24 protein-coding genes and 1 riboswitch are annotated in these 23,329 nt (G+C 40.9%); of the genes, 7 read left to right on the plus strand and 17 right to left on the minus strand.

The window, feature by feature from the left end; genetic code table 11:
- Window positions 1-41: 41 nt before the first annotated feature.
- Both glpK and M1F55_RS07010 read right to left on the minus strand, forming a co-directional pair.
- Window positions 42-1,550: a glycerol kinase GlpK gene (gene glpK, locus M1F55_RS07005; RefSeq protein WP_000076786.1), complete on the minus strand. Its 1,509-nt coding sequence runs from the start codon at window positions 1,548-1,550 to the stop codon at window positions 42-44.
- 159 nt (window positions 1,551-1,709) lie between these two features.
- Entirely contained in the window at window positions 1,710-3,137 is a 1,428-nt protein-coding gene (locus tag M1F55_RS07010; protein ID WP_247947565.1) for an AcpB/EbpR/MafR family transcriptional regulator, read from the minus strand.
- A 164-nt stretch (window positions 3,138-3,301) separates the two neighbouring features.
- Here M1F55_RS07010 and hslO point away from each other — a divergent pair, with 164 nt between their 5' ends.
- Genes hslO through M1F55_RS07025 form a run of 3 tightly spaced genes read left to right on the plus strand, consistent with a single transcriptional unit; the run spans window position 3,302 to window position 5,694 of the window.
- Window positions 3,302-4,174: an Hsp33 family molecular chaperone HslO gene (gene hslO, locus M1F55_RS07015; protein ID WP_247947566.1), complete on the plus strand. Its 873-nt coding sequence runs from the start codon at window positions 3,302-3,304 to the stop codon at window positions 4,172-4,174.
- Window positions 4,161-5,141, plus strand: a complete 981-nt coding sequence (gene dusB, locus M1F55_RS07020) for a tRNA dihydrouridine synthase DusB (protein ID WP_050213066.1) — start codon at window positions 4,161-4,163, stop codon at window positions 5,139-5,141. Before hslO ends, dusB begins: the two co-directional genes overlap by 14 nt.
- 1 nt (window position 5,142) lies before the next feature.
- Window positions 5,143-5,694: a cysteine hydrolase family protein gene (locus tag M1F55_RS07025; RefSeq protein ID WP_247947567.1), complete on the plus strand. Its 552-nt coding sequence runs from the start codon at window positions 5,143-5,145 to the stop codon at window positions 5,692-5,694.
- A gap of 69 nt (window positions 5,695-5,763) precedes the next feature.
- Here the strand turns inward: M1F55_RS07025 and M1F55_RS07030 are convergent, their stop codons facing one another.
- Entirely contained in the window at window positions 5,764-6,462 is a 699-nt protein-coding gene (locus M1F55_RS07030) for a hypothetical protein (protein ID WP_247947568.1), read from the minus strand.
- Window positions 6,463-6,740: 278 nt separating this feature from the next.
- Here M1F55_RS07030 and M1F55_RS07035 point away from each other — a divergent pair, with 278 nt between their 5' ends.
- A complete protein-coding gene (locus M1F55_RS07035) occupies window positions 6,741-6,971 on the plus strand; it encodes a hypothetical protein (protein ID WP_033682492.1) in 231 nt (76 codons plus the stop codon).
- Between the two features lie 72 nt (window positions 6,972-7,043).
- Here the strand turns inward: M1F55_RS07035 and M1F55_RS07040 are convergent, their stop codons facing one another.
- The 14 genes from M1F55_RS07040 to M1F55_RS07105 all read right to left on the minus strand — a co-directional run bounded on the left by M1F55_RS07040 (window position 7,044) and on the right by M1F55_RS07105 (window position 21,111).
- Window positions 7,044-9,476, minus strand: coding sequence for an ATP-dependent Clp protease ATP-binding subunit (locus tag M1F55_RS07040; protein WP_247947569.1), 2,433 nt, complete (start codon window positions 9,474-9,476; stop codon window positions 7,044-7,046).
- Window position 9,477: 1 nt separating this feature from the next.
- Window positions 9,478-9,936: a CtsR family transcriptional regulator gene (locus M1F55_RS07045; RefSeq protein WP_023947296.1), complete on the minus strand. Its 459-nt coding sequence runs from the start codon at window positions 9,934-9,936 to the stop codon at window positions 9,478-9,480.
- Window positions 9,937-10,054: 118 nt separating this feature from the next.
- Entirely contained in the window at window positions 10,055-10,783 is a 729-nt protein-coding gene (locus tag M1F55_RS07050; protein WP_020902628.1) for an ABC transporter ATP-binding protein, read from the minus strand.
- Window positions 10,783-11,790, minus strand: a complete 1,008-nt coding sequence (locus M1F55_RS07055; RefSeq protein WP_247947570.1) for an ABC transporter substrate-binding protein — start codon at window positions 11,788-11,790, stop codon at window positions 10,783-10,785. Before M1F55_RS07055 ends, M1F55_RS07050 begins: the two co-directional genes overlap by 1 nt.
- Window positions 11,791-11,827: 37 nt before the next feature.
- Window positions 11,828-12,586, minus strand: a complete 759-nt coding sequence (locus tag M1F55_RS07060) for an ABC transporter permease (protein WP_247947571.1) — start codon at window positions 12,584-12,586, stop codon at window positions 11,828-11,830.
- Entirely contained in the window at window positions 12,549-12,839 is a 291-nt protein-coding gene (locus M1F55_RS07065; RefSeq protein ID WP_247947572.1) for a thiamine-binding protein, read from the minus strand. The genes M1F55_RS07060 and M1F55_RS07065 overlap by 38 nt, the downstream gene beginning before the upstream one ends.
- Before the next feature lie 68 nt (window positions 12,840-12,907).
- Window positions 12,908-13,010: riboswitch (TPP riboswitch) on the minus strand.
- Window positions 13,011-13,092: 82 nt separating this feature from the next.
- Entirely contained in the window at window positions 13,093-14,211 is a 1,119-nt protein-coding gene (cbpD, locus tag M1F55_RS07070; protein WP_247947573.1) for an N-acetylmuramoyl-L-alanine amidase family protein, read from the minus strand.
- A gap of 88 nt (window positions 14,212-14,299) precedes the next feature.
- Window positions 14,300-14,566, minus strand: a complete 267-nt coding sequence (locus M1F55_RS07075) for a Veg family protein (RefSeq protein WP_001278169.1) — start codon at window positions 14,564-14,566, stop codon at window positions 14,300-14,302.
- A 1-nt stretch (window position 14,567) separates the two neighbouring features.
- A complete protein-coding gene (dnaB, locus tag M1F55_RS07080) occupies window positions 14,568-15,920 on the minus strand; it encodes a replicative DNA helicase (protein ID WP_247947574.1) in 1,353 nt (450 codons plus the stop codon).
- Between the two features lie 47 nt (window positions 15,921-15,967).
- Complete coding sequence (gene rplI / locus M1F55_RS07085; protein ID WP_247947575.1) at window positions 15,968-16,420, minus strand: 50S ribosomal protein L9; 453 nt, start codon at window positions 16,418-16,420, stop codon at window positions 15,968-15,970.
- Window positions 16,417-18,390, minus strand: a complete 1,974-nt coding sequence (locus M1F55_RS07090; RefSeq protein WP_247947576.1) for a DHH family phosphoesterase — start codon at window positions 18,388-18,390, stop codon at window positions 16,417-16,419. Before M1F55_RS07090 ends, rplI begins: the two co-directional genes overlap by 4 nt.
- A 135-nt stretch (window positions 18,391-18,525) precedes the next feature.
- Window positions 18,526-19,074: a ribosome hibernation-promoting factor, HPF/YfiA family gene (gene hpf / locus M1F55_RS07095; RefSeq protein ID WP_004255322.1), complete on the minus strand. Its 549-nt coding sequence runs from the start codon at window positions 19,072-19,074 to the stop codon at window positions 18,526-18,528.
- A gap of 79 nt (window positions 19,075-19,153) precedes the next feature.
- Window positions 19,154-19,816, minus strand: coding sequence for a ComF family protein (locus M1F55_RS07100; protein ID WP_004255321.1), 663 nt, complete (start codon window positions 19,814-19,816; stop codon window positions 19,154-19,156).
- The gene (locus M1F55_RS07105; RefSeq protein WP_247947577.1) at window positions 19,813-21,111 is read right to left on the minus strand and encodes an ATP-dependent helicase ComFA; all 1,299 of its coding nucleotides are present in this window, start codon (window positions 21,109-21,111) and stop codon (window positions 19,813-19,815) included. Before M1F55_RS07105 ends, M1F55_RS07100 begins: the two co-directional genes overlap by 4 nt.
- A 56-nt stretch (window positions 21,112-21,167) precedes the next feature.
- On the opposite strand from M1F55_RS07105, the gene M1F55_RS07110 reads away from it, so the two are divergent.
- From M1F55_RS07110 to cysK, 3 genes are all read left to right on the plus strand, one after another.
- Complete coding sequence (locus M1F55_RS07110; protein ID WP_000395743.1) at window positions 21,168-21,803, plus strand: YigZ family protein; 636 nt, start codon at window positions 21,168-21,170, stop codon at window positions 21,801-21,803.
- 15 nt (window positions 21,804-21,818) lie between these two features.
- Window positions 21,819-22,262, plus strand: a complete 444-nt coding sequence (locus tag M1F55_RS07115; protein ID WP_000863906.1) for a PH domain-containing protein — start codon at window positions 21,819-21,821, stop codon at window positions 22,260-22,262.
- Window positions 22,263-22,358: 96 nt separating this feature from the next.
- Window positions 22,359-23,285, plus strand: coding sequence for a cysteine synthase A (cysK, locus tag M1F55_RS07120; protein WP_000029880.1), 927 nt, complete (start codon window positions 22,359-22,361; stop codon window positions 23,283-23,285).
- The last annotated feature ends 44 nt before the right edge of the window (window positions 23,286-23,329 follow it).

A 23,329-nucleotide genomic window follows, 5' to 3' on the forward strand; every position in this document is an offset into this window, starting at 1 on the left:
ATTTACACACTTTCTAACTGAGTCGCTTTATTCTTCCAGTATTAGTCGTCTACTTCCGCAAAGACTTGAGTTGCTTTTACAGCCTTCTTCCAGCCCTTGTAGAGTTGTTCCTTGCGAGATTCGTTCATAGATGGCTCGAAGAGCTCTCCTGTCTCGTTCAAGAGTTTCAACTCATCCAAGTCTTTCCAATAGCCCACTGACAAACCTGCTAGGAAGGCTGCCCCTAGAGCTGTTGTTTCCAAGTTTTTGGCGCGTGCGATATCGATTCCCAAAATGTCAGCTTGGAACTGCATGAGGAAATTATTCATAGCTGCACCACCGTCTACTTTCAAGACTTGGATAGCTGTCTGCGCATCCACTTGCATGGTGTCGATGATGTCACGCACTTGATAAGCGATAGATTGCAAAGTCGCCTTGATAAAGTCTTCTTTAGTTGTTCCACGAGTTAAGCCAAAGACAGAACCGCGAGCGTTTTGGTTCCAGTATGGAGCTCCTAGACCTGTAAAGGCTGGAACAACATAAACTTCATCGTTGTTGTGAGAATCACGGGCATATTTTTCAGATTCTGGTGAATTTTCGACCATGCGAAGTCCATCACGAAGCCACTGAATGGCACTTCCTGCGATGAAAATAGACCCTTCCAAGGCATAGTAAACCTTGCCATTAATTCCGTAACCAATGGTTGTCAAGAGGTTGTTCTCAGACAACTGCATCTCTTCACCAGTATTCATAATGATGAAAGAACCTGTTCCATAAGTATTCTTGACCATACCTGGTTCAAAGGCCAACTGTCCAAAGAGGGCTGCCTGTTGGTCCCCAGCCATACCTGAGATTGGGACTTCTCCACCATAGAAATGGAATGGGGCTGTCTTACCGTAGATTTCAGAGTTAGAACGAACCTCAGGCAACATTGCTTTAGGAATATTGAGGATTTCTAAAATCTCATCATCCCATTTGAGTTCTTTAATGTTATAAAGCATGGTACGAGCTGCATTTGAGTAGTCCGTCACGTGAGCCGCACCGTCAGTCAATTTCCAAACCAACCAAGTATCAATGGTACCAAAGAGCAACTCTCCCTTTTCTGCTCGCTCTTGAGCACCTTCAACATGGTCCAAAATCCAACGAACCTTAGTTGCTGAGAAGTAAGCATCAATGATCAAACCAGTCTTTTCATGGAATTTTTCCACATAACCTTGGCTTTTTAGTTGTTCAGCCAAAGGTGCTGTCTGACGAGATTGCCAAACGATGGCATTGTAGATTGGCAGTCCTGTTTTCTTATCCCAGACGACCGTTGTTTCACGCTGGTTGGTAATCCCGATTGCTTCGATTTGGTTTGGCTTGACACCACTTTCGATGAAAGCACCCGCGATAACTGACTGAACAGAGTTCCAAATTTCATTAGCATTGTGCTCAACCCAACCTGCTTGAGGAAAAATCTGAGTAAACTCTTTTTGACTCGAGCTAACTTTTTCTCCTTTTTTATTAAAGATAATGGCACGAGAACTTGTTGTTCCCTGGTCAATAGCCATGATGTATTTTTCTTGTGACATGTGATGTCCTCCTCATAATGATCTTGAGGATGTCTCCTCTTTACAGTAACTAGTATACAAAATAAAGCGCTTTCTTGTTCATCAACTTTTTTTAATTTTTTAAAAAATGTGAGGAGATTGTGTGAATTTCACAAAAAAGACCTGGAACAACCAAGCCTTTTAAGTGAATAATAACTGACGAATCCCTGCCAAATCTTCCAAATCCAAGTCGTTTTTTAAATAATAAACTGGGGTCTGTTCCTTCTTATGAATCGGGTTATTGGTAACCAGCAAATCATAATGCCGAGTACAATCATAGGCTTCAATGGTAATAAAACGATTGTATTCCAAATACCGTTTCAAAATGGCTGCCATCCTTGAAAAGACAAGAAAACCAGATGTCAAATCCAGACCAATACGCATATGCTGGCCACCATTTTCAGCCATATACTCTATCAACTGGAGCCATTCCCAGAGAATTTTCTTATCTAGATCTGTCCCCTGATGAAAGGCCGGTAGAGCATGAAAAATCTCCTCTGCCGTCCCCCTAAAATCATGTTCCATCAGCAAATAGGGATGACGATTCTCCAACTGGTACTTGTAGCGGTCCTGTAAAATATAGCCCTTATAGAGATAGACTTGAGCACAAAGCTGACTGAGTTCATAGGTAACGTGATCCTCTGTATAATCACCCAGCAACTCCTCCTTCTTCATTTCTTGAATCAATTGTGTCAGCAAATCGGCCAACTGCCCTCCAAAACCAAGGATATATTCCATAGTATGAAGAGGAAGAATGCGATGAGATAGGAGGAAAGAGAAGAAAATCATCATCTCCCCATCCTCAGTTCCTAGAGGAAGGTGTTGTCCAGCAAAAAAGGACGGAGCCTTTCTCAGCAAACGAAGGTAGAAAATATTGTCAAAATACCCTCGCATTTTCTCTTCTATCACTTGGAACTGACAAGCATTAACCCGAAGACGTTGCTGACTGATGTGACTCCACAAAACCAAGTCCAATTTCTGCCCCGAAGACAAACTTGCACCGCAGATCTCTTCTAAACTGGCAATCTCCTGTTTTCTCTCTGGTTTCTGCATATGGCCTTCCCATTCCTGACTCGACCAGACCTTACGAAAAAGACAGAAATAGAAATAGCGAATCTGATGCTCTGGACCTCGCCAACGTCCATTCTGGATGGATAAATCAAATTCTGACAAAATCTGATTTAAACTAGCTAAGTGGCGACCAAGCGTAGCCTCACTAATCATCAATTCTTGAGCCAGCTGATGGGCTAAAAACTGTTGGTGGTAGAGAAGATAGATCAAAATCTGGTATTTAACAGCATTCTCCAAAAACAAGCTCCGAATATCTCTCCCCTTGGTAGCTGCACCGATTGACAGACGCAGATTTTCATCTTCTAAGGAGATAGTCAGCTCTATGCCACTATCCAAAGCCTTGTCATTGAGCAGGGTGACATATTTGGTTAGGGTTGCTTTTGAAAATCCTGTTTCCTCCATTACAGCCTTGACAGTCGTCTGAGACTCTTGTAATAGAAAGGAAAGGATTGAAAATTGGCCAGATTCAGCCTTTTCCATCAAATCTCCTAAATACATTTGTTACCCCTTTCATTTTCTACCTTAAGCATATCATAAATCTTACAAATGCTGAAATAATCTGTTTCTCTTTTTATTTTCATGCTGATTTCCTAGTCCATTATCCTAAAAATCAACAAACACACGGCTCCCCCTTTGGACATTTTTATGCTAAAATAGTAGCTATGGATAAAATTATTAAAACTATATCAGAAAGCGGAGCCTTTCGTGCTTTTGTCCTTGATAGCACAGAAACCGTCCGCACTGCTCAAGAAAAACACCAAACCCAAGCTAGCTCAACTGTAGCGCTTGGTCGAACTCTTATCGCTAGCCAGATTCTCGCAGCCAATGAAAAAGGAAATACTAAACTAACAGTTAAGGTGCTGGGCTCTAGCTCTCTAGGTGCCATTATCACGGTCGCTGATACCAAGGGGAACGTCAAAGGCTATGTTCAAAATCCTGGTGTTGACATCAAAAAGACTGCAACTGGTGAAGTTCTAGTCGGACCTTTTGTTGGAAATGGTCAATTTCTCGTTATCACAGACTACGGTACTGGAAATCCTTACAACTCTATGACTCCCCTCATTTCTGGGGAAATCGGTGAAGACCTGGCCTTTTACCTGACCGAAAGCCAACAAACACCTTCAGCAGTCGGCCTCAATGTCCTTTTGGACGAGGAAGACAAGGTCAAGGTTGCAGGTGGTTTCCTAGTCCAAGTCTTGCCAGGAGCCAAGAAAGAAGAGATTGCTCGCTTTGAAAAACGCATCCAAGAAATGCCAGCTATCTCAACGCTTCTCGAAAGTGAAGACCATATCGAAGCCCTCCTCAAGGCAATCTACGGTGACGAGGCCTACAAGCGTCTTTCTGAAGAAGAAATTCGTTTCCAATGTGACTGTAGCCATGAGCGCTTTATGAACGCTCTTGCTAGCCTTCCAAGCTCAGACTTACAGGAAATGAAAGAGGAAGACCACGGAGCAGAAATCACTTGTCAATTCTGCCAAACTACCTATAACTTTGATGAAAACGACCTGGAGGAACTCATTCGTGACAAATCTTAATACACCTTTTATGATTGGCAATGTTGAGATTCCCAATCGTACCGTTTTAGCACCCATGGCTGGCGTGACCAACTCAGCCTTTCGTACTATCGCAAAAGAGCTCGGTGCAGGACTCGTTGTCATGGAAATGGTCTCTGACAAGGGAATCCAATACAACAACGAAAAAACCCTGCACATGCTTCATATCGATGAAGGCGAAAACCCTGTTTCTATCCAACTTTTTGGTAGTGATGAAGACAGCCTAGCACGCGCAGCAGAATTCATCCAAGAAAACACCAAGACCAATATCGTCGATATCAACATGGGCTGCCCAGTTAACAAAATCGTGAAGAACGAAGCTGGCGCTATGTGGCTCAAGGACCCCGATAAGATTTACTCTATCATCAACAAAGTCCAATCTGTCCTTGATATTCCACTTACTGTCAAAATGCGTACCGGCTGGGCCGACCCATCTCTGGCAGTTGAAAATGCCCTCGCTGCTGAAGCAGCAGGTGTTTCTGCCCTCGCCATGCATGGCCGTACCCGTGAGCAAATGTATACAGGTCATGCAGACCTTGAGACCTTGCACGACGTAGCTCAAGCTCTGACCAAGATTCCATTTATCGCCAACGGTGACATCCGTACAGTCCAAGAAGCCAAACAACGCATCGAAGAAGTCGGTGCTGATGCAGTCATGATTGGCCGCGCTGCCATGGGAAATCCTTACCTCTTCAACCAAATCAACCATTACTTTGAAACAGGAGAAATTCTCCCTGATTTGACCTTTGAAGACAAGATGAAAATCGCCTACGAACATTTGAAACGCTTGATTAACCTCAAAGGAGAAAACGTAGCAGTTCGTGAATTCCGTGGACTCGCTCCTCACTACCTCCGTGGAACATCTGGCGCTGCCAAACTCCGTGGAGCTATTTCACAAGCCAGCACCCTAGCAGAGATTGAAGCACTCTTGCAGTTGGATAAGGCTTAAGATGGTTCATACTGCTCTACTGATTATCGATATGCAAAAAGCATTTGATAGACCTATTTGGGGAGAACGAAACAACCCTCAAGCTGAACATCAAGCATTGAGGGTACTGACATACTTTCATAAACACGATCTTCCAGTCTTACATGTTCAACACATATCTGACAATCCCCAGTCGCAATTTCATAACAAACAAAATCAAGTGTTTAAAAGTGGATTTGAACCGATCACCTCAGAACCTGTCTTTCAAAAAAAGGTTAATAGCGCCTTTATTGGAACAAATCTTGAAACATATTTACGGAAAAAACAGATTGGGCATTTAGTCGTTGTTGGTTTGACTCTGCCTCATTGTATATCCACTACTACAAGAATGGCAGCAAATCTTGGTTTTAAAGTCACTTTACTAGCAGATGCTACTGCCAGTTTTACCCTATCTAACAAAAACGGTCAAGTCATCTCTCCTGAGACTATCCATGAGATTAATCTCCTTTCTCTACAAGATGAGTTTGCTCAAATTCTTACTACAGAAGAATTTTTAACCCAAGTACAAGTATAAAATAATCCGTCAACTCTTATTGAGCTGGCGGATTTTCTTTAATTATAAAAATTCAAATACTGAGAGTTATTATTGATTCAAAGCAACACTAGAAACCTTGCCATCCGCTCCTGTTGTAATTTGGATGACTTTTCCTCCACCGATTTTGGCATTATACTTACCATCATCAAGAGTATAAGAATAGCCTTTGATAGAGTAATTTTCTTTCTTTCCATCAGCAGATTCTACTGTAAATTGACCACCTGATGAAACTGTGATGGTTTCGCCATTGGCTCCCTTCCAGTTGCCTGCTGCAGCTGAGAAATCACCATCTACCATGGTTAAAACACCCTTGTAGCGTTTATTTTGCTCTGCTTGCTTATCTTGAAGTTTGCGGTCAGTTGTAGGATCATAGCTTGATTGGTTAGACTGGGCTTGAGTAGCTTGTTGAGTTGAAGGAGTCTGAGCAGGAGTTTGTTGACTAGCTACCTGTTGATTAGCCACTTCTTGACCTTGTCTTTGCTCTGGTGCAGGTGCCGCTTGTGATGGCGTTGCAGTTGCTGAAGATTGATCAGTAGATGCCTTGGCCTTTTCAGATGAAGCTGAACTTGAGGACTTCTGAGTCTTGCTTTCTTTGCTAGAAGAAGTTGCTTTAGAACTTGATGACTGGCTTGTCTTAGCAGAACTGCTTGCTTGAGTTGTTTCCTTTTTATTTCCACAAGCTCCTAATAGCAAGGTAGAAGCCAATACAGTCGCTGCCATCAATTTGATATAGGTTTTCTTTTTCATTTTTCTACTCCTTTGTAATATTTTAGAAATATAAAGAAATCTTTTTGTAATATAATTGTAACATTGAAATTTAAATATGTCAACAATTTATCTAAACTATTTTAAAAATCTTAAATACTTTAGATACATTTACTCCTCCTACTCTTTTATTCGTAATAAAACAGAAAAACAGGAGATTTTTCTGTTAAAAATTTAAATTTGTTTTTGTGTAATCGCTTGCATCTTTAACTGTAAAGGAATATAATAATAGAAAACTAGGATATAGGAGGTATAGGCTTATGTTAAGCAAATATTACAAGTATCTTCCTTGGTTGATTGTGACAGCTATTGTCTCTTATCAATCAGCCACTTACTATGCGCGAACTGCATTTGATGTGTTTTATCTGACTACAATCTTTTTGATTGTTTATATCGCTTTGTTATTCCTACACGAAAAATATCTCAAGTATCGATACAAAGACTTTTTTACTCACATGTTGAGTAATTCTAAGAAGGATAGCCATCCCTAAAAACAGTCGCAACAGCAAAGCAAACTAATAAAGGCAAACAAAGAGGTCGGGAACTTTTCCCGACCTCGCTTTTTATGCAATATCAAATTTTAATTGGCCTGCTTTGACACCAATCTTAAGTGTGCTGCCTGCCTCTAATTCTCCCTTGAGAAGAAGTTCTGCCAACTTGTCTTCCACTTCTGTTTGCAGGGTTCTGCGAAGTGGACGAGCTCCCATCTCTGGGTCATATCCTTGATTTGCCAACAATTTCAGTGCGGAAGCTTGTAATTTCAAGTCAATGCCTTTTTCAGCCAAACTTGCCACTAAAGGTTTGACCATAATCTTCACCACTTCCTGCATATGGTCGCTAGATAAGCTATGGAAGACCACCTTTTCATCAATACGGTTGATAAACTCAGGTCTATAAGCCTTTTTCAGCTCTTCGAACATGCGTTTTTCCATATTCTCCTGGTCAAAACGAATGTCCTTTGCCCCAAATCCGACGGTCTTGTCATCACGAAGGGCTGTCGCACCAAGGTTTGATGTCATGATGATAATGGTATTTGAAAAGTCGACCTTGCGTCCCTTACTATCTGTCAAGACACCATCATCCAGCACCTGCAAGAGAACATTAAAGATGTCTGGGTGGGCCTTCTCTACCTCGTCAAAGAGGAGAACAGAGTATGGTTTGTTGCGAACCTTCTCGGTCAACTCCCCACCTTCTTCATAACCCACATAGCCCGGAGGAGCTCCGTTGAGACGACTGGCTGCGAATTTCTCCATATACTCACTCATGTCAAAGCGGATAAGGGCTGATTCGTCATCAAAAAGAACTTCTGCCAGAGCCTTGGCCAATTCGGTCTTACCGACACCTGTAGGCCCTAGGAACATAAAGGAACCAATCGGACGCTTATGACTGCGAATCCCTGACTGGTTGCGGCGAATGGCACGGCTAATACTTGAAACAGCTTGATCTTGACCGATGACACGTTTGTGCAGTTCAGCTTCCAAGTTTAAGTATTTCTTAGCATCAGTCTGAGTCAGTTTTTGAACGGGGATACCTGACAAGCGACTCAAGGTGGTCAAAATATCAGACTCTGTCACCAAGTCTTTATAGACAGGCACTTCCTCTTCTTTTGCGATTAGCTGGGCTGCCTGTTTCCACTTGCCATCCATCAAGGCCTTGTCAGCTGGACTCAAACCTGAATCGTCTGCTTTTATATGCTTTGCCTTATTTTGCACTGTTGCTGCTGCCTCATCCAAAAGATCGATAGCAGAGTCTGGCAAGTGACGACTAGTCAAGTAACGATGCGCCATCTTAACCGCTGTTTCAACCGCTTCATCTGTGATTTGCACACGGTGATGTTTCTCATAAGTCACCTTCAAACCTTGCAAAATGGCCATACTGTCGGCCACACTTGGCTCTTCAATCATCACTTTGGCGAAACGACGAGAAAGGGCCGCATCTTTTTCGATGTGTTTTTGATATTCTTCCTGAGTGGTCGCACCAACTGTTCTCAAGGTTCCACGCGCCAAGGCTGGCTTCAAGATATTGGCCGCATCCAGAGTCGAATCAATCCCGCTCCCAGAACCCATGATAGTGTGAAGTTCATCTATAAAGAGGATGACTTGGCCATCTTCTTCAATATCCTTAATGATATTATTCATGCGCTCTTCAAAGTCACCACGGAAACGTGTCCCTGCCACGACATTCATCAAATCAAGCTCTAACACGCGCATCTTAGACATTTCCGTAGGCACATCCCCACTAGCAATTCGCTGGGCAAGACCAAGCGCCAGAGCAGTTTTTCCGACACCAGCAGCCCCAACCAAGACAGGATTATTCTTTGTCTTCCGACTCAAGATTTGAATCATACGCGAGATTTCCTTGTCCCGACCGATGACTGGTTCTAACTTGCCAGAACGCGCTTGCTCTGTCAAATCATGCGTATAGTCCTCGAGACCTCCGCTCGGAGTCTGGGGCATACCCATCATATTAGCCATAGAATTTTGCTTGTCAGCTACTGTACGATGGCGTTGGCGTAGAGCCTTGAGGTCTTCACGAGTCCAGCCTGCACGTTCTTCTAGATTTCGACGTAGGGCAGCAATCTTGACCTGATCTTTCTTGTCTTCATAAGAAAAGCCTGCTCTCTCCAAGATGCGAGTCGCCAAGGCATTGCCATCATGCAAAATCGCATAGAGGACATGCTCTGTCCCTAGCATCTTAGCATGGACCACTGATGCTACATACTCTGCTTCATCAAAAAGAACCTGCAAACGATGGGAGAACGGCAATTCCGTAAAGATTTCATCCTGGTTATAGTCCGTTTCAGTCAGTTCCAAAGCGACCTCTTCTAAACGGTCCATCTCATATGGATAATCATTTAAAGTTGCCCCTGCCACACTATAACTGTGATTGGACATGGCAATCAACAAGTGCCAAGACTCTAGGTAACGAGCTCCAAAATGGCCAGCAACCATGTAGGCACTTTCGATACATTCATTCAATGCTTTTGAATAGTTCATCTTACTTCCCTTTTCTATCTACCTCTTGTATGACCTGTCTTAGCATGTTTGCACGAACAACTGGAGCTTCTTCTCCTAGAACGCGATCCAAAGCTACTGCTACCAGCAAGTTCATCTCCTGCTTGGTCATCAATTCCTGCTCAAACAAAAGCTGCAGAATATCTTCATAAATTTCTTGACTGACCCGCTCGCCAATTGAGTAAAGCAACTCCCTGAGCATTTCATGATGACTAGAAAACTCAATCCGTCCTATACGAATATAGCCTCCGCCACCACGCTTACTTTCAACCAAGTAGCCTCTACTTTCCGTAAAGCGTGTCTTGATCACATAGTTAATCTGACTAGGAACAACCTGAAAAGTATCTGCCAACTGACTCCGTTGCAACTCCACAATACCAGATTGATCTAAAATCGCCTTGATGTAGGCCTCAATATGATCCGATGTATTTTTAAATCTCATTACAAACCCACCTCTCTCTTTAAACCTTGACTATCTTTGACTATTATACCGAAATTTTCTCATTTTTAAAAGAAAAAGGGCGCTGGTAAAGGATAATCTTCACCAACTCCCTATTTTTCTACTTATCTAAGCCTAATTCTACCAAAATTTGACGTTTATAGGCAATCTTTTGGACTTCTTTGTCCTCATCTTCAGACCAATCTAGTTTAATTTCTGAAACAATCTGCCCAGGACGATTTTTCAAGATATAGATGCGGTCGCTGAGACTGAGGGCCTCCTCGATACTATGCGTGATGATCAAGGTTGTTAGCTGCAACTGCTTGTGAATCTCAAGGTACCAAGCGTGGAGTTCCATCTTGGTCATCTCATCCAAGGCGCTAAAAGCCTCATCCAAGAGAAAGAGCTTGTGCCCGAAAAGATAGGTTCGGAGTAAAGCTACACGCTGACGCATCCCACCACTGAGTTCATGAGGGTATTTATCTCTTACAGCTGTCAACTGGAAGGTCGCAAGAATTTCATCTGCGCGAGCAATAGCTTCTGCCTTATCCACCTTTTGAATCAAGAGGGGCAGAATGATATTACCAAGCACCGTCTTGTGCTCCAAGAGCAGATCCTTTTGTAACATATAACTCACGCGCCCCTTGGGATTTTCTTCACCATCAAGGACAATTCTCCCTGACTGAACTTCTAAAATCCCCGCAATTAAGTTGAAAAGCGTAGTCTTACCAACACCACTTGGGCCTAGGATAGAAACCACTTCACCTGAAGTGACTTTCAGATTGATGTCCTCTAAAATCCTCTCCTGACCATAGGCATAACTGACGTGTTCTAGTCTAATTTCTGTCATTATTTCACAAATTCGTTGGTGAAGCCTTTGTCTGTCAAATCTTCTTTAAGGATACCATTTTCTTTATCCCATTTGTAGAAGGCATTCCAGCGAGCTGCATCAAATTGCCCCCATTTTTCCTTGTCGCTTGCGTATTCTTTTGACAAGTATTTTTGAGATTCGATGACAAAGTCACGTTTTTCCTTGAGTTCAGGTGCATTTTTGATGAGGATATCAGCTGCTTCCTCTGGATGCTCCATAGCATATTGGTAGCCTTTTTTGATAGCTTGGATGACTTTACGAGCTTCTTCTTTGTTGTCTTTAAGGTAGTCGTTGTTTGCGATGATAACTGGTGAATAGTAGTCAAACTCCTTGACATAGTCTTTCAAGTACATGAAGTTAGCATCTACACCTTGTGATTTAGCAAGGATACCATCCCAACCGTAGTAGATCCAAGCAGTATCAAAGACGCCATTGGCAATCGGTGTGATTGAGTTTGAGTCGTTATTTGGTACTTTTTCAACCTTCTCAAAGTCTCCACCTTGAGATTCTACCAAGGTTTTCAACATAGCAAGTTCAGTTGGGTCATTCCAAGTTCCGTATTTCTTACCAACCAAGTCTTTTGGACTAGCTACATTGTCAGATTTACGAGAGATGATTCCTGATGTATTGTGTTCTACGATAGCTGCAACGGCAGTGATTCCTGCGCCTTTTTCCAATTTTTTAGCCATATAGTCTTGGAAATACACTGCAAATGGCGCCTTACCATTGATCACCAAGTCAGAAGAACTTTCTTCTGGTGGCAATTTCAAATCAACATCCACTCCAGCTTCTTTGAAATAGCCTTTTTCCTTGGCAACATAAAGCCCTGTGTGGTTAGTATTTGGTGTCCAGTCTAGGATAAAGTCAATTTTCTTGAGTTCTGCTTCTTTGTTGTCCTTAGAAGCAGTTCCTTGGCCACAAGCCACAAGTACGACAGCTACAAAAGTCGTTACAAGCGTTAAAAACACTTTCCATGTTTTCTTCATTTTGATTTCCTCTTTTCTTTTTTGAAACATTCTACTTCTACGAACGTTTCCATTTAATAACATATTTTTCACTAATATCGACCAACTTCATACCGAGAAGGCTGATAATCGATACCAGAATAATAATAGCAAACATGGTATCATACTGAAACAGTTTCTTGGACTGAATCATGTAAACACCTAGTCCTTCAAAGCCTCCCAACCACTCAGATACTACTGTTGTGATAAAGGCGTAGGAGACACTGACCCTCAGACCTGCATAAAAGTAAGGCAGGCTGACTGGGATTTTAAAATGCCACAGAATTTGCCAAGGCTTGGCCCGCATCAGATTAAACAAGGTCAGCATATCCTTGTCACAATGCCTAAAACCGTCCAAAATGCTGACGATAATAGGAAAAGTTGTCGTCAAGATAATCAAGACAATCTTGGGCAAAATCCCATAACCGAGCCACAAGACCAGAATAGGGGCTATGGCAATGGTCGGAATGGTCTGAACAACCACCATCATAGGATAAATCAGGTCATTGAGCCAAGTCAAACTGTCCATAAGCACAGCCATGAGACAGGCAATCAAGACTCCCAAAATTAGACCTAGCAAAGCCACTCTCAAGGTCGCCCAGCTATGGTGCCAGAGAAATTCTCTATCACGAACAAAGGACTGGAGAATTTCAAGAGGTGTCGGCAGGATAAACTTGGGGAGAAGTTTAAGAAAACCTGCTAACTGCCAGATTGACAAGACTCCTAGAAAGCCCAATAGACTAATGTGTCGTCTCAGTATACTTTTCAAGTTTCTCATCAATACTTAAAATATCTCCTACATTTATTTTGACATTGGCAAAGACATTGTCTGTCTCCTGCCCGGCCACTTCCAGCGCTTCTTTAAGAATGCGCATGAGCTCATCAAACTCCCCTTCCAAGACCGTTTCAAATGGTGTCACCACCATGGTCACTTCTTGAGCTTGCAGATAAGCAATGACTTGATCGATAACAGCAATCCGATCAATCCCCTGTGCTAGGGGTAAAACTTGCAAGGCAATGCTTGCTTTCATAAAAACCTCCTCTTCTCATTTTCCTTTGACAAAAAGAAAAACCTTTACCATATATGGAAAAGGTGCAGAATAGACTAAGTATCGTTCCCTACGCTGGCATTACCCAGATCAGGTGCGGTCGAAGTTTAACACTTCCTCTCAGACTGTACACAGACTCCCATATATTATATGGACATATGATAGCGCAAAATAAAAAAAATGTCAAGGAAACTGCTTACAGAAAAGAGCAGGAAAAATTTCCTACTCCCATTTTCTATACTCGTTCTCCATCACTATTTACTCTATAGCCATCCACCGTCGTATTGACAGCTAAGGCACCTGAAGAGTAAGAATAATACCACTTACCAGAGACTTGGTACCAGCCTGTTTTCATTGCCCCTGAACTATCCAGATAATACCAAACCCCATTTTCCTTTAACCATCCTGTCTGCATTTCACCAGATGATTTCAAATAATACCAGCTAGAACCATCCTTCAACCAGCCTGTTGATTTAGAGCCATTTGATTTGAAATGATACCAACTACCATTTATTTTCTTCCAACCAACAGTTGAACTACTATTGGATCCATAGCTAGAGCTATTTCCTGATTGATTCTGAGAATTCTGTGAAGAAGTCACTCCCTCTAGCTGGATATAGCGACGACTTCCATTATAAGCCGTATAACTCAACCACTTGTATCCATCTTTTTCGAGAATTTGATCATAATGAACATTCTCACCAGGATAATAGTAATCAATCGCAGTTGCGCTAGCTAGAGGCTGATTTTTGATAGCAGCCTTAGACTTGAAAAAATGTGTTCCTCCTGTTGAAGCTGAGGATTGACTATTCCCAACACTGCCACCAGCTAAATCTTTAAAATGAATAAAGCCAGTCATGGTATTGGCCTTCACGACGCGCTTATTGTAAGATTCCCTTATTCCATAGTTGTATTCTTCAATCTCAATCTCATCTCCAATTACATTTGACACCCAAGCAACATGACCATAAGTTCCTGCAGTAGACCAAGCAATCGAGCCAATCGCTGGCCTATTATCTACACGATACCCTTCGCGACGAGCACGATAGCCCCATTCATTCGCATTTCCATAGGCTCCCGGAATCTCAAAACCATTGACATTACTCAAACGAAAGGCTGCAAAAGAAGTACACTGACGAGAATACATCCGCCATTTATCAATCTCCTGGCTCCCATTTTTATAATAAACAGGATAATCATCCCCACGTGCAATCGAGCCATTTCCCCCCGAATAGGCAGATACACTATTACCCGCTGCTAACATCAATCCTACTACTAAAAAAGGAACAACTTTTTTAACTGATTTTCTAAAAGAAAATCTTGTCTCTGTTACTGTAAATGGTGAAATTTTCATTCTTCCTCCTTGAAAAATAATATAAGTCGAAGATTACCTTCACTTAAACTATTCGGAGAAAAAAGAAAAAGTGAGAAAATTTCTCACTTTAGTCAAGATAATGAATCAAATTCTTTTCGGTAAGAATATCTGAATAAGTAAAGGATTCAACGTAAACATTAGCTTGTTTATCTCCTTCAACGTTCCCAAATTCAACGATAAATAGGGATGGATAAACCTCAATTAACTTACCCAATCTATTTTTTTGGCGCTTACGACCATTCTCCAAAGTCATTTCTACGACTTGTCCCTCATGTGCCTTGATTTCTTCTTTGATTTTTTTCATCTTGGCTACATCTGTAAATGCATCTGACATCTTATGCCTCCCTCTTTGAGATACTTGAAAATTTATTGTATTCTTTTTGGAAAATCAATTCCACCGTTCCACGAGCTCCACTACGGTTTTTCTCGATAATAACTTCTACCTTATTATTTGGTATACCTTCCTCTTCTTCACCACCACGCTCATAGTAATCTTCGCGATAAAGAAAGGCAACGATATCCGCATCCTGCTCAATAGACCCAGATTCCCGAATATCAGACAAGACTGGTCGCTTATCCTGACGTTGTTCTACACCACGAGATAGCTGGCTTAGAGCGATTACTGGAACTTTCAGTTCCTTGGCCAGGATTTTTAACTGACGAGAAATTTCTGAAACCTCTTGTTGACGATTTTCTCGACCAGTTCCCGTGATAAGCTGCAAATAGTCTATCAAGATCAAACCAAGATTGCCCGTTTCTTGAGCCAGTTTACGTGAGCGTGAACGAATTTCCGTGATCCGAATCCCTGGCGTATCATCGATATAGATACTCGCGTTGGCTAGGTTCCCTTGAGCAATGGTATATTTTTGCCACTCCTCATCGGTCAATTGACCCGTACGGATAGAGTGAGACTCTACTAAACCTTCTGCAGCCAACATACGGTCCACCAGACTTTCCGCACCCATTTCGAGCGAAAAGATAGCAACTGTTTTGTCCAACTTAGTTCCAATATTCTGAGCGATATTCAAGGCAAAGGCTGTCTTACCAACCGCCGGACGGGCTGCTAGGATAATCAACTCCTCCTCATGAAGTCCAGTCGTCATATGATCCAAATCACGATAGCCCGTAGCAATACCTGTAATATCAGTCGTTTGTTGAGAGCGAGCTTCCAGATTTCCAAAGTTAACATTCAATACATCTCGAATGTTCTTAAATCCACTTCGATTAGCATTTTCACTGACATCAATCAGTCCTTTTTCTGCCTGAGCAATGATTTCATCAGCTGGTTGCGAAGCCTCGTAAGCTTGATTGACAGACTCTGTCAACTTGGCGATTAATCGCCGTAACATAGCCTTTTCTGCAACAATTTTAGCATAATACTCCGCGTTAGCAGAAGTTGGCACAGAATTGACAATCTCAACCAAGTAAGACAGGCCACCAATATTCTGCAAATCACCTTGATTGTCAAGAATGGTACGAACCGTTGTTGCATCTATAGCATCGCCACGGTCGGATAAATCAACCATGGCTTGGAAAATCAATCGATGGGCATACTTAAAAAAGTCCCGAGACTCAATATATTCTCGAACAAAAACAAGCTTACTCTCGTCAATAAAGATAGCCCCTAAAACGGATTGCTCAGCTAAGATATCTTGAGGTTGTACTCGTAACTCTTCTACTTCTGCCATCAGACTTCCCTTCCTTTTACAATCTTCGTGTGAAAGAAGGTGTAAATTTACCCTTCTTTCACACGAAGATTGATTACACTTGTGATATCTTGATAGATTTTCACTGGTACATCAATCAATCCAACTGCTCGAATCGGAGCTTGTACTTGAATATGACGTTTATCAATCTTAATTCCAAATTGCTTTTGCAATTCTTCTGCAATTTTCTTATTAGTAATAGAACCAAAAGTACGGCCATCTGGACCAACCTTTTCAATAAATTCTACAACCGTTTCTTCAGCTTCAAGTTGGGCTTTAATGGCTTTTGCTTCTGCAATCATCTCAGCGTGAGCTTTTTCTTCCGATTTTTGTTTACCACGAAGTTCACCCACCGCTTGAGCAGTTGCTTCTTTAGCTAGGTTCTTTTTGATAAGAAAGTTTTGCGCATACCCTGTTGGTACTTCCTTAATTTCGCCTTTTTTACCTTTTCCTTTGACATCTGCTAAAAAGATTACTTTCATTCTTCTTTCTCCTTTTCCTTTATTTCATTTAATACAATTTCTGTCAGTTTTTCACCTGCTTCTGACAAGGTTAAATCCTTAATTTGAGCTGCTGCCAAATTAAAGTGGCCTCCACCTCCCAGCTCTTCCATGATCCGTTGTACATTCAATTTACTACGACTTCGAGCTGAGATAGAGATAAATCCTTGTGTATTCTTCGCAAGAACAAAACTCGCTTCAATACCTGACATAGCTAACATGGCATCTGCTGCCTTACTAATAACAACTGTGTCATAGCATTTCAAGTCCTTAGCCTCTGCTATTAGTACATCTGAACCTAATTTACGCCCCTGTAAAATAAGTTCATTTACCTCACGATATTCTTCAAAATCTGTCGCAGCCATTTCCTGAATAGCAATACTATCACTTCCGCGCGTTCTGAGATAGCTAGCAACATCAAATGTTCGACTGGTCACTCGCGAAGTGAAGTTTTTAGTATCCAGCATCATACCAGCCATCAAGACACTTGCTTGCATACGAGTCAGACGATTCTTCTTAGAATTTTGGAACTGAATCAATTCTGTTACCAACTCACTGGCACTACTTGCACCACTTTCGATATAAGTGATAACTGCATTATCTGGAAAATCCTGATCCCGTCTGTGGTGATCAATAACAATGGTTTGGGTAAACAAATCATAAAAATCTTTTGATAATGTTAAGGCTGTCTTTGAATGGTCTACAAGAATCAACAAAGAACGATTGGTCACCACCCCCATTGCATCCTTAACAGACAACAACTTCGCAACTCCTTCTTTTTTTAAGAATGCAATAGCTCGTTCAATATCCGGTGACATTTGTTCTTCATCATAAATAGCATAGCTATTTTCAGTCACATTGCTGGCAAACAACTGCATACCTACAGCAGAGCCCAAAGCATCCATATCTAGATTTTTGTGACCAACTACAAAAACCTGATCCACACTACGAATCTTATCTGAAATAGCTGTCATCATAGCGCGCGTACGGGTCCTTGTACGCTTGATTGACGCAGCAGACCCACCACCAAAATAAACGGGATTTTTCGTTTCGTCATTCTCCTTGACAACCACCTGGTCGCCACCACGCACTTCAGCCAAGTTTAAGTTGAGCAATGCAACTTTCCCTATCTCATCATGATTTCCATCACCATAAGAAAATCCCATACTTAAGGTCAAGGGCAACTGTCTCTGTTTAGCCTCTTCTCTGAAAGCATCAATAACAGAAAATTTATCATTCATTAGTCCCTCAAGTACCGTGTAGTCCGTAAATAGATAAAAACGGTCCATACTCACTCGACGGGAGAACATGGCATGTTTCCCAGCAAATTCTGAAACAAAATTAGCTACAAAGCTATTGATATGACTGATATCAGACTCTGATGTTTCATCTTCTAAGTCATCATAGTTGTCAACGGAAACAATCCCAATCACAGGTCGACTCGTTACTAACTCAACGGTCGCTTCATATTCTCCAGACACATCAAAGAAGTAAAGAACTCCAGACACCTTGTCCATATGAACCGAATAGCGGGTCTCACCCAAGGTGGCATAAGAACCTGGATTCCCCACAGAAGCCTTGATAATTGTTTGAATTAATGCCACATCAATTTCGCCCACTTCATTAGTCAAAATCAATTCAGCATAAGGATTAAACCATTCAACTTCACCTGACGACAAGTCTAATTTAATAACTCCGACAGGCATCTGTTCTAACAAGGTTGTCAAACTTTCTTCAGCTTGGTGGTTTACATACTGGATTTGTTCTACTTCACTCCTTGAGTAGTAGTCTCTCTGATGGATGAATAGTAAAATATATGAACCCAAAATAAGTAGCAAAAGAAATAGCGTTACCAGTGTATTCGTTACAAAAACAAGTTGCACAGATAGCACTCCGAACGCCACTATTCCTAATATTAAGGGGAAAATAGGACTTACATAAAATTTTTTCATTCCAAACCTCTTGGCACCCATTATACCATAATAACCACCAAAAAGCGACTTTTTAAAAGTGTAATCAGTAATTCTATCAATTATAAGAAAAAGGAGGTTTACAATTTAGTAAACCTTCCTTTACACATATTGAAATTAAGATTCTTTAACTTCTAACAAGCCAATCTCGCCATCTTCACGACGATAAATCACATTGGTTGTCTGATCTTCAACATCCACATAGATAAAGAAATCATGTCCCAACAAATCCATCTGTAGAATAGCTTCTTCCAAATCCATTGGTTTTAAATCAATTTGTTTTGAACGAACAACTCTAGATTGGACAACATTTGTATCTTCCACCAAAGCATCTGTAAATAATTGACTAGTTGCTACCTTGTTTTTATTTTTACGCTCGATTTTTGTTTTATTTTTACGAATCTGACGTTCAATTTTATCGGTTACAAGGTCAATTGAACCATACATATCTTGAGACACATCTTCTGCACGAAGAGTAATTGAACCAAGCGGAATCGTCACCTCCACTTTAGCCGTTTTTTCACGATACACCTTCAAGTTTACTCGAGCATCCAACTCTTGTTCAGCTTGAAAATACTTTTCGATCTTTTCGAGTTTAGAAACTACATAATCACGAATTGCTTCTGTTACTTCTAGGTTTTCACCACGGATACTATATTTAATCATATGAGTACCTTCTTTCTAAACATTTTTGTTTTTCTGATTTCATTATAACGCTTTCATTTTATTTTTGCAAATTTTTTCCTCATCTTACAAGGGAAAATGTTTTTACATCCTCAGCACCAGCTTCTTCCAACAGCTTCTTCACACGATTTATAGTTGTTCCAGTAGTATAAATGTCATCTATAAGTAGGATTTTTTTAGGAATAGTGACTCCCCTTTTAATAAAGAAAGGAAGTTCTGTCCCCAAGCGTTCTGAACGATTTTTGGAAGAACTGGCCCGCTCTTCTCTCTTCTCTAGTAAGTCTTGCAAAGAGAACTCTGCTGCTTCAACTAAACCTTCAACCTGGTTAAATCCCCTCTCGAGCAATCTTTCAGGACTTAGGGGAATTACAACAAATTGATACTCTTTGTACTTTTTTAACTCCTCACTTAAAACTGAAGCAAAAACTTTTCTTAAAAGGAAGTCTCCATCAAACTTATACCGACTGAAAAAATCCTTCATAGCTTGATTGTAAGTAAAAATCGCTCTATGACTGACTTCAACTTCTTCTTTACACCAAAATTGACAATCTTGACACTTTGTTGACAAACCTGTTTTCATACAGTTTGGGCAGTTTTCTTCTCCAATCCTCTCAAAAGTAGAGTCACAGTCTGAACAAAGACAAGAGTCATCATTCTTCAGAAGTAAGAGACTACTAAAAGTTAAAACAGCCTTCATAGTCTGCCCACATAATAAGCACTTCATAGCCCCGCCTCCTTATTCATCTGCTGAATTTCCTTAATTGCCTTTTTGATTGAAGCATTTAACCCGTCATGGAAGAAAAGCAAATCTCCTGTCGGTCTGTCCATACTCCGACCGACACGTCCTCCAATCTGTATTAAACTAGACTTGGTAAACAGACGATGATTGGCCTCTACTACGAAAACGTCAACACAAGGGAAGGTAACTCCACGCTCCAATATCGTCGTACTGATAAGTATTGTCAGTTCTCTATCTCGAAAAGCTTGTACCTGCTCTAATCGATTTTCTGTGATAGAAGATACAAAGCCAATTTTCTCATTTGGAAATTGCTCCTGTATGATTTCTTTTAACTGTTCCCCTTTCTTAATCTCTGAAGCAAAAATGAGTAACGGATAACCTGTCTTTCTCTGCTTCTCAATATAAGACTTTAGCTTTGGTGACAACCGACTTTTCTCTAAACAGTGATTAAAATCGGATAACCAGACAGGTTTAGGAATAATCAAAGGATTTCCATGAAATCGTCTTGGCAAACTCAATCGTTTTAATTCTCCGATGCGAACCTTCCTATCTAACTCATCGGTAGAAGTTGCTGTTAAAAAGATTCTCAAGCCATTCTCCTTTACACTATTCTTGACAGCATGGTAAAGCATAGGATTGTCAACATAAGGAAAGGCATCTACTTCATCCACTATCAGTAAATCAAAAGCTTGATAAAACTTCAATAACTGATGGGTCGTCGCAACAACTAGTGGTGTTCGAAAATACGGCTCTGATTCTCCATGTAGGAGGGCTATCTCACAAGCAAAATCCTTTTGCAGGCGCTTATACAGCTCCAAACAAACGTCTATGCGAGGACTGGCCAAACACACTGCACCACCCGCATTGATCACTTTAGCTACTACTTGATAAATCATTTCTGTCTTTCCAGCTCCTGTTACAGCGTGAACCAAGCTTGGCTCTTGCTTGTCTACCGCTTGAAGCAGTCCCTGTGATACCTTATCTTGAAAAGGAGTTAATTGACCGCGCCATTTGAGAATATCTTGCTTCGCAAAATCCTCCTGCGGAAAATAGTATAAAGCTTGATCACTCCTGACTCGCTTCATCAGTAAACACTCCCTACAATAATAAGCACCGATGGGCAAATACCATTCATCTAAAATAGCACTATCACAACGTTGACAGAAAAGTTTCCCTTTCTCCTTTCTCATTGCTGGAAGTTTCTCCGCCAACTGACGTTCCTCTTTTGTTAATTCATTCTCCGTAAACAAACGACCGAGATAATTTGGATTTACTTTCATACTTCTTTATTCGTAAAAACCTAGCGCTTTAGATGATTTTTTAGTACAATTAAATCATGGAATTTAGAACAATTAAAGAGGACGGACAAGTCCAAGAAGAAATCAAAAAATCCCGCTTTATCTGTCATGCCAAGCGTGTTTATAGCGAAGAAGAGGCTCGTGACTTCATTACTGCCATCAAAAAAGAACACTACAAAGCTACGCATAACTGCTCTGCTTTTATTATTGGGGAGCGTAGTGAAATCAAACGTACAAGTGATGATGGTGAGCCCAGTGGGACTGCTGGCGTTCCCATGCTTGGGGTACTAGAAAATCACAATCTTACTAATGTCTGTGTGGTAGTGACACGCTACTTTGGTGGCATTAAACTAGGCGCTGGAGGATTGATTCGTGCTTACGCTGGCAGTGTTGCCTTAGCTGTCAAAGAAATTGGCATCATTGAAATAAAGGAACAAGCTGGCATTGCGATTCAAATGTCTTACGCTCAGTATCAAGAGTACAGTAACTTCCTTAAGGAACATAATCTCATGGAACTGGATACAAACTTTACAGATCAAGTCGATACGATGATTTATGTTGACAAAGAAGAAAAAGAAACTATTAAAGCTGCGCTTGTAGAGTTTTTTAATGGAAAAGTCACTTTAACTGATCAAGGTTTACGAGAAGTTGAAGTTCCTGTAAACTTAGTGTAAATAAAGGAGAAAAATATGGCATTTGGTAAATTCATTCAAGGACTCGCTGGTAACTTTAGCGAGCAAAACAAAGAAACTCTTATCAAAGAATATGGACAATATCTACTAGAAAATGAAGAAATTCAAAGTGGATATAAACTGATTCGTGATTCAATTATATTTACAAATATCCGTATTATCTTTACAGATAAACAAGGCGCTACTGGTCGTAAGATGTCTATTAAATCAATCTTTTTGATGAACATTGTTAACGTTGAAATGGAAACTGCAGGAGCAGGTATAGATGATAGTGAAATTACTATTACTTATTTAGAAAATGTCTTTCTAAAAGCACACAATGAGCATTTTAATGCTCATAAATTTGAATTCCCTAAGAAAACGGATATCATTCCACTTTACACCTATTTATTAGAATTAGCTTATCACAATCGCTTGAAAATTAACGGCTTAGACCTGTGATATAAAAAAATCCTATCACTTCGATAGGATTTCTATATTTTACAAATGGTATAGATAGCGTTATACTAGAAATATCTTATACAAAGAGGTATTCATATGTCTATTTATAACAACATTACTGAATTAATCGGTCAAACTCCGATTGTTAAACTCAACAACATCGTGCCAGAAGGGGCTGCGGACGTCTATGTAAAGCTTGAAGCATTCAACCCTGGTTCTTCTGTAAAAGATCGTATTGCTCTTAGCATGATTGAAAAAGCTGAACAAGACGGTATTCTGAAACCAGGTTCTACAATTGTTGAAGCAACAAGTGGAAACACTGGTATTGGACTTTCATGGGTAGGTGCTGCTAAAGGGTATAAAGTCGTCATCGTTATGCCTGAAACTATGAGTGTAGAACGACGTAAGATTATCCAAGCTTATGGTGCTGAACTCGTCCTAACTCCTGGTAGTGAGGGAATGAAAGGCGCTATTGCTAAAGCTCAAGAAATCGCTGCTGAACGTGATGGTTTCCTTCCTCTTCAATTTGACAATCCAGCTAATCCAGAAGTACACGAAAGAACAACAGGAGCTGAAATACTAGCTGCTTTCGGTAAAGATGGACTAGATGCCTTTGTTGCTGGAGTGGGTACCGGTGGAACGATTTCTGGTGTTTCTCATGCACTCAAATCAGCAAATTCTAACATTCAAGTTTTTGCAGTAGAGGCAGACGAATCTGCTATTCTATCTGGTGAAAAACCTGGACCACACAAAATTCAAGGTATCTCAGCTGGATTTATTCCTGATACACTTGATACAAATGCCTATGATGGTATTGTTCGTGTAACATCAGACGATGCACTAGCACTCGGCCGTGAGATTGGTGGAAAAGAAGGATTCCTTGTTGGTATTTCTTCAGCTGCAGCTATCTACGGAGCCATCGAGGTTGCCAAGAAATTAGGTACAGGTAAAAAAGTTCTTGCTCTAGCACCAGATAACGGTGAACGTTATCTCTCTACAGCACTCTATGAATTTGAAGTGTAGTCTCCTAAATACACTTAGCCCTTATTATAGGGCTTTTTATTTAT

This window comes from Streptococcus mitis (genome assembly GCF_023109235.1).
GTDB lineage: Bacteria > Bacillota > Bacilli > Lactobacillales > Streptococcaceae > Streptococcus > Streptococcus mitis_DA.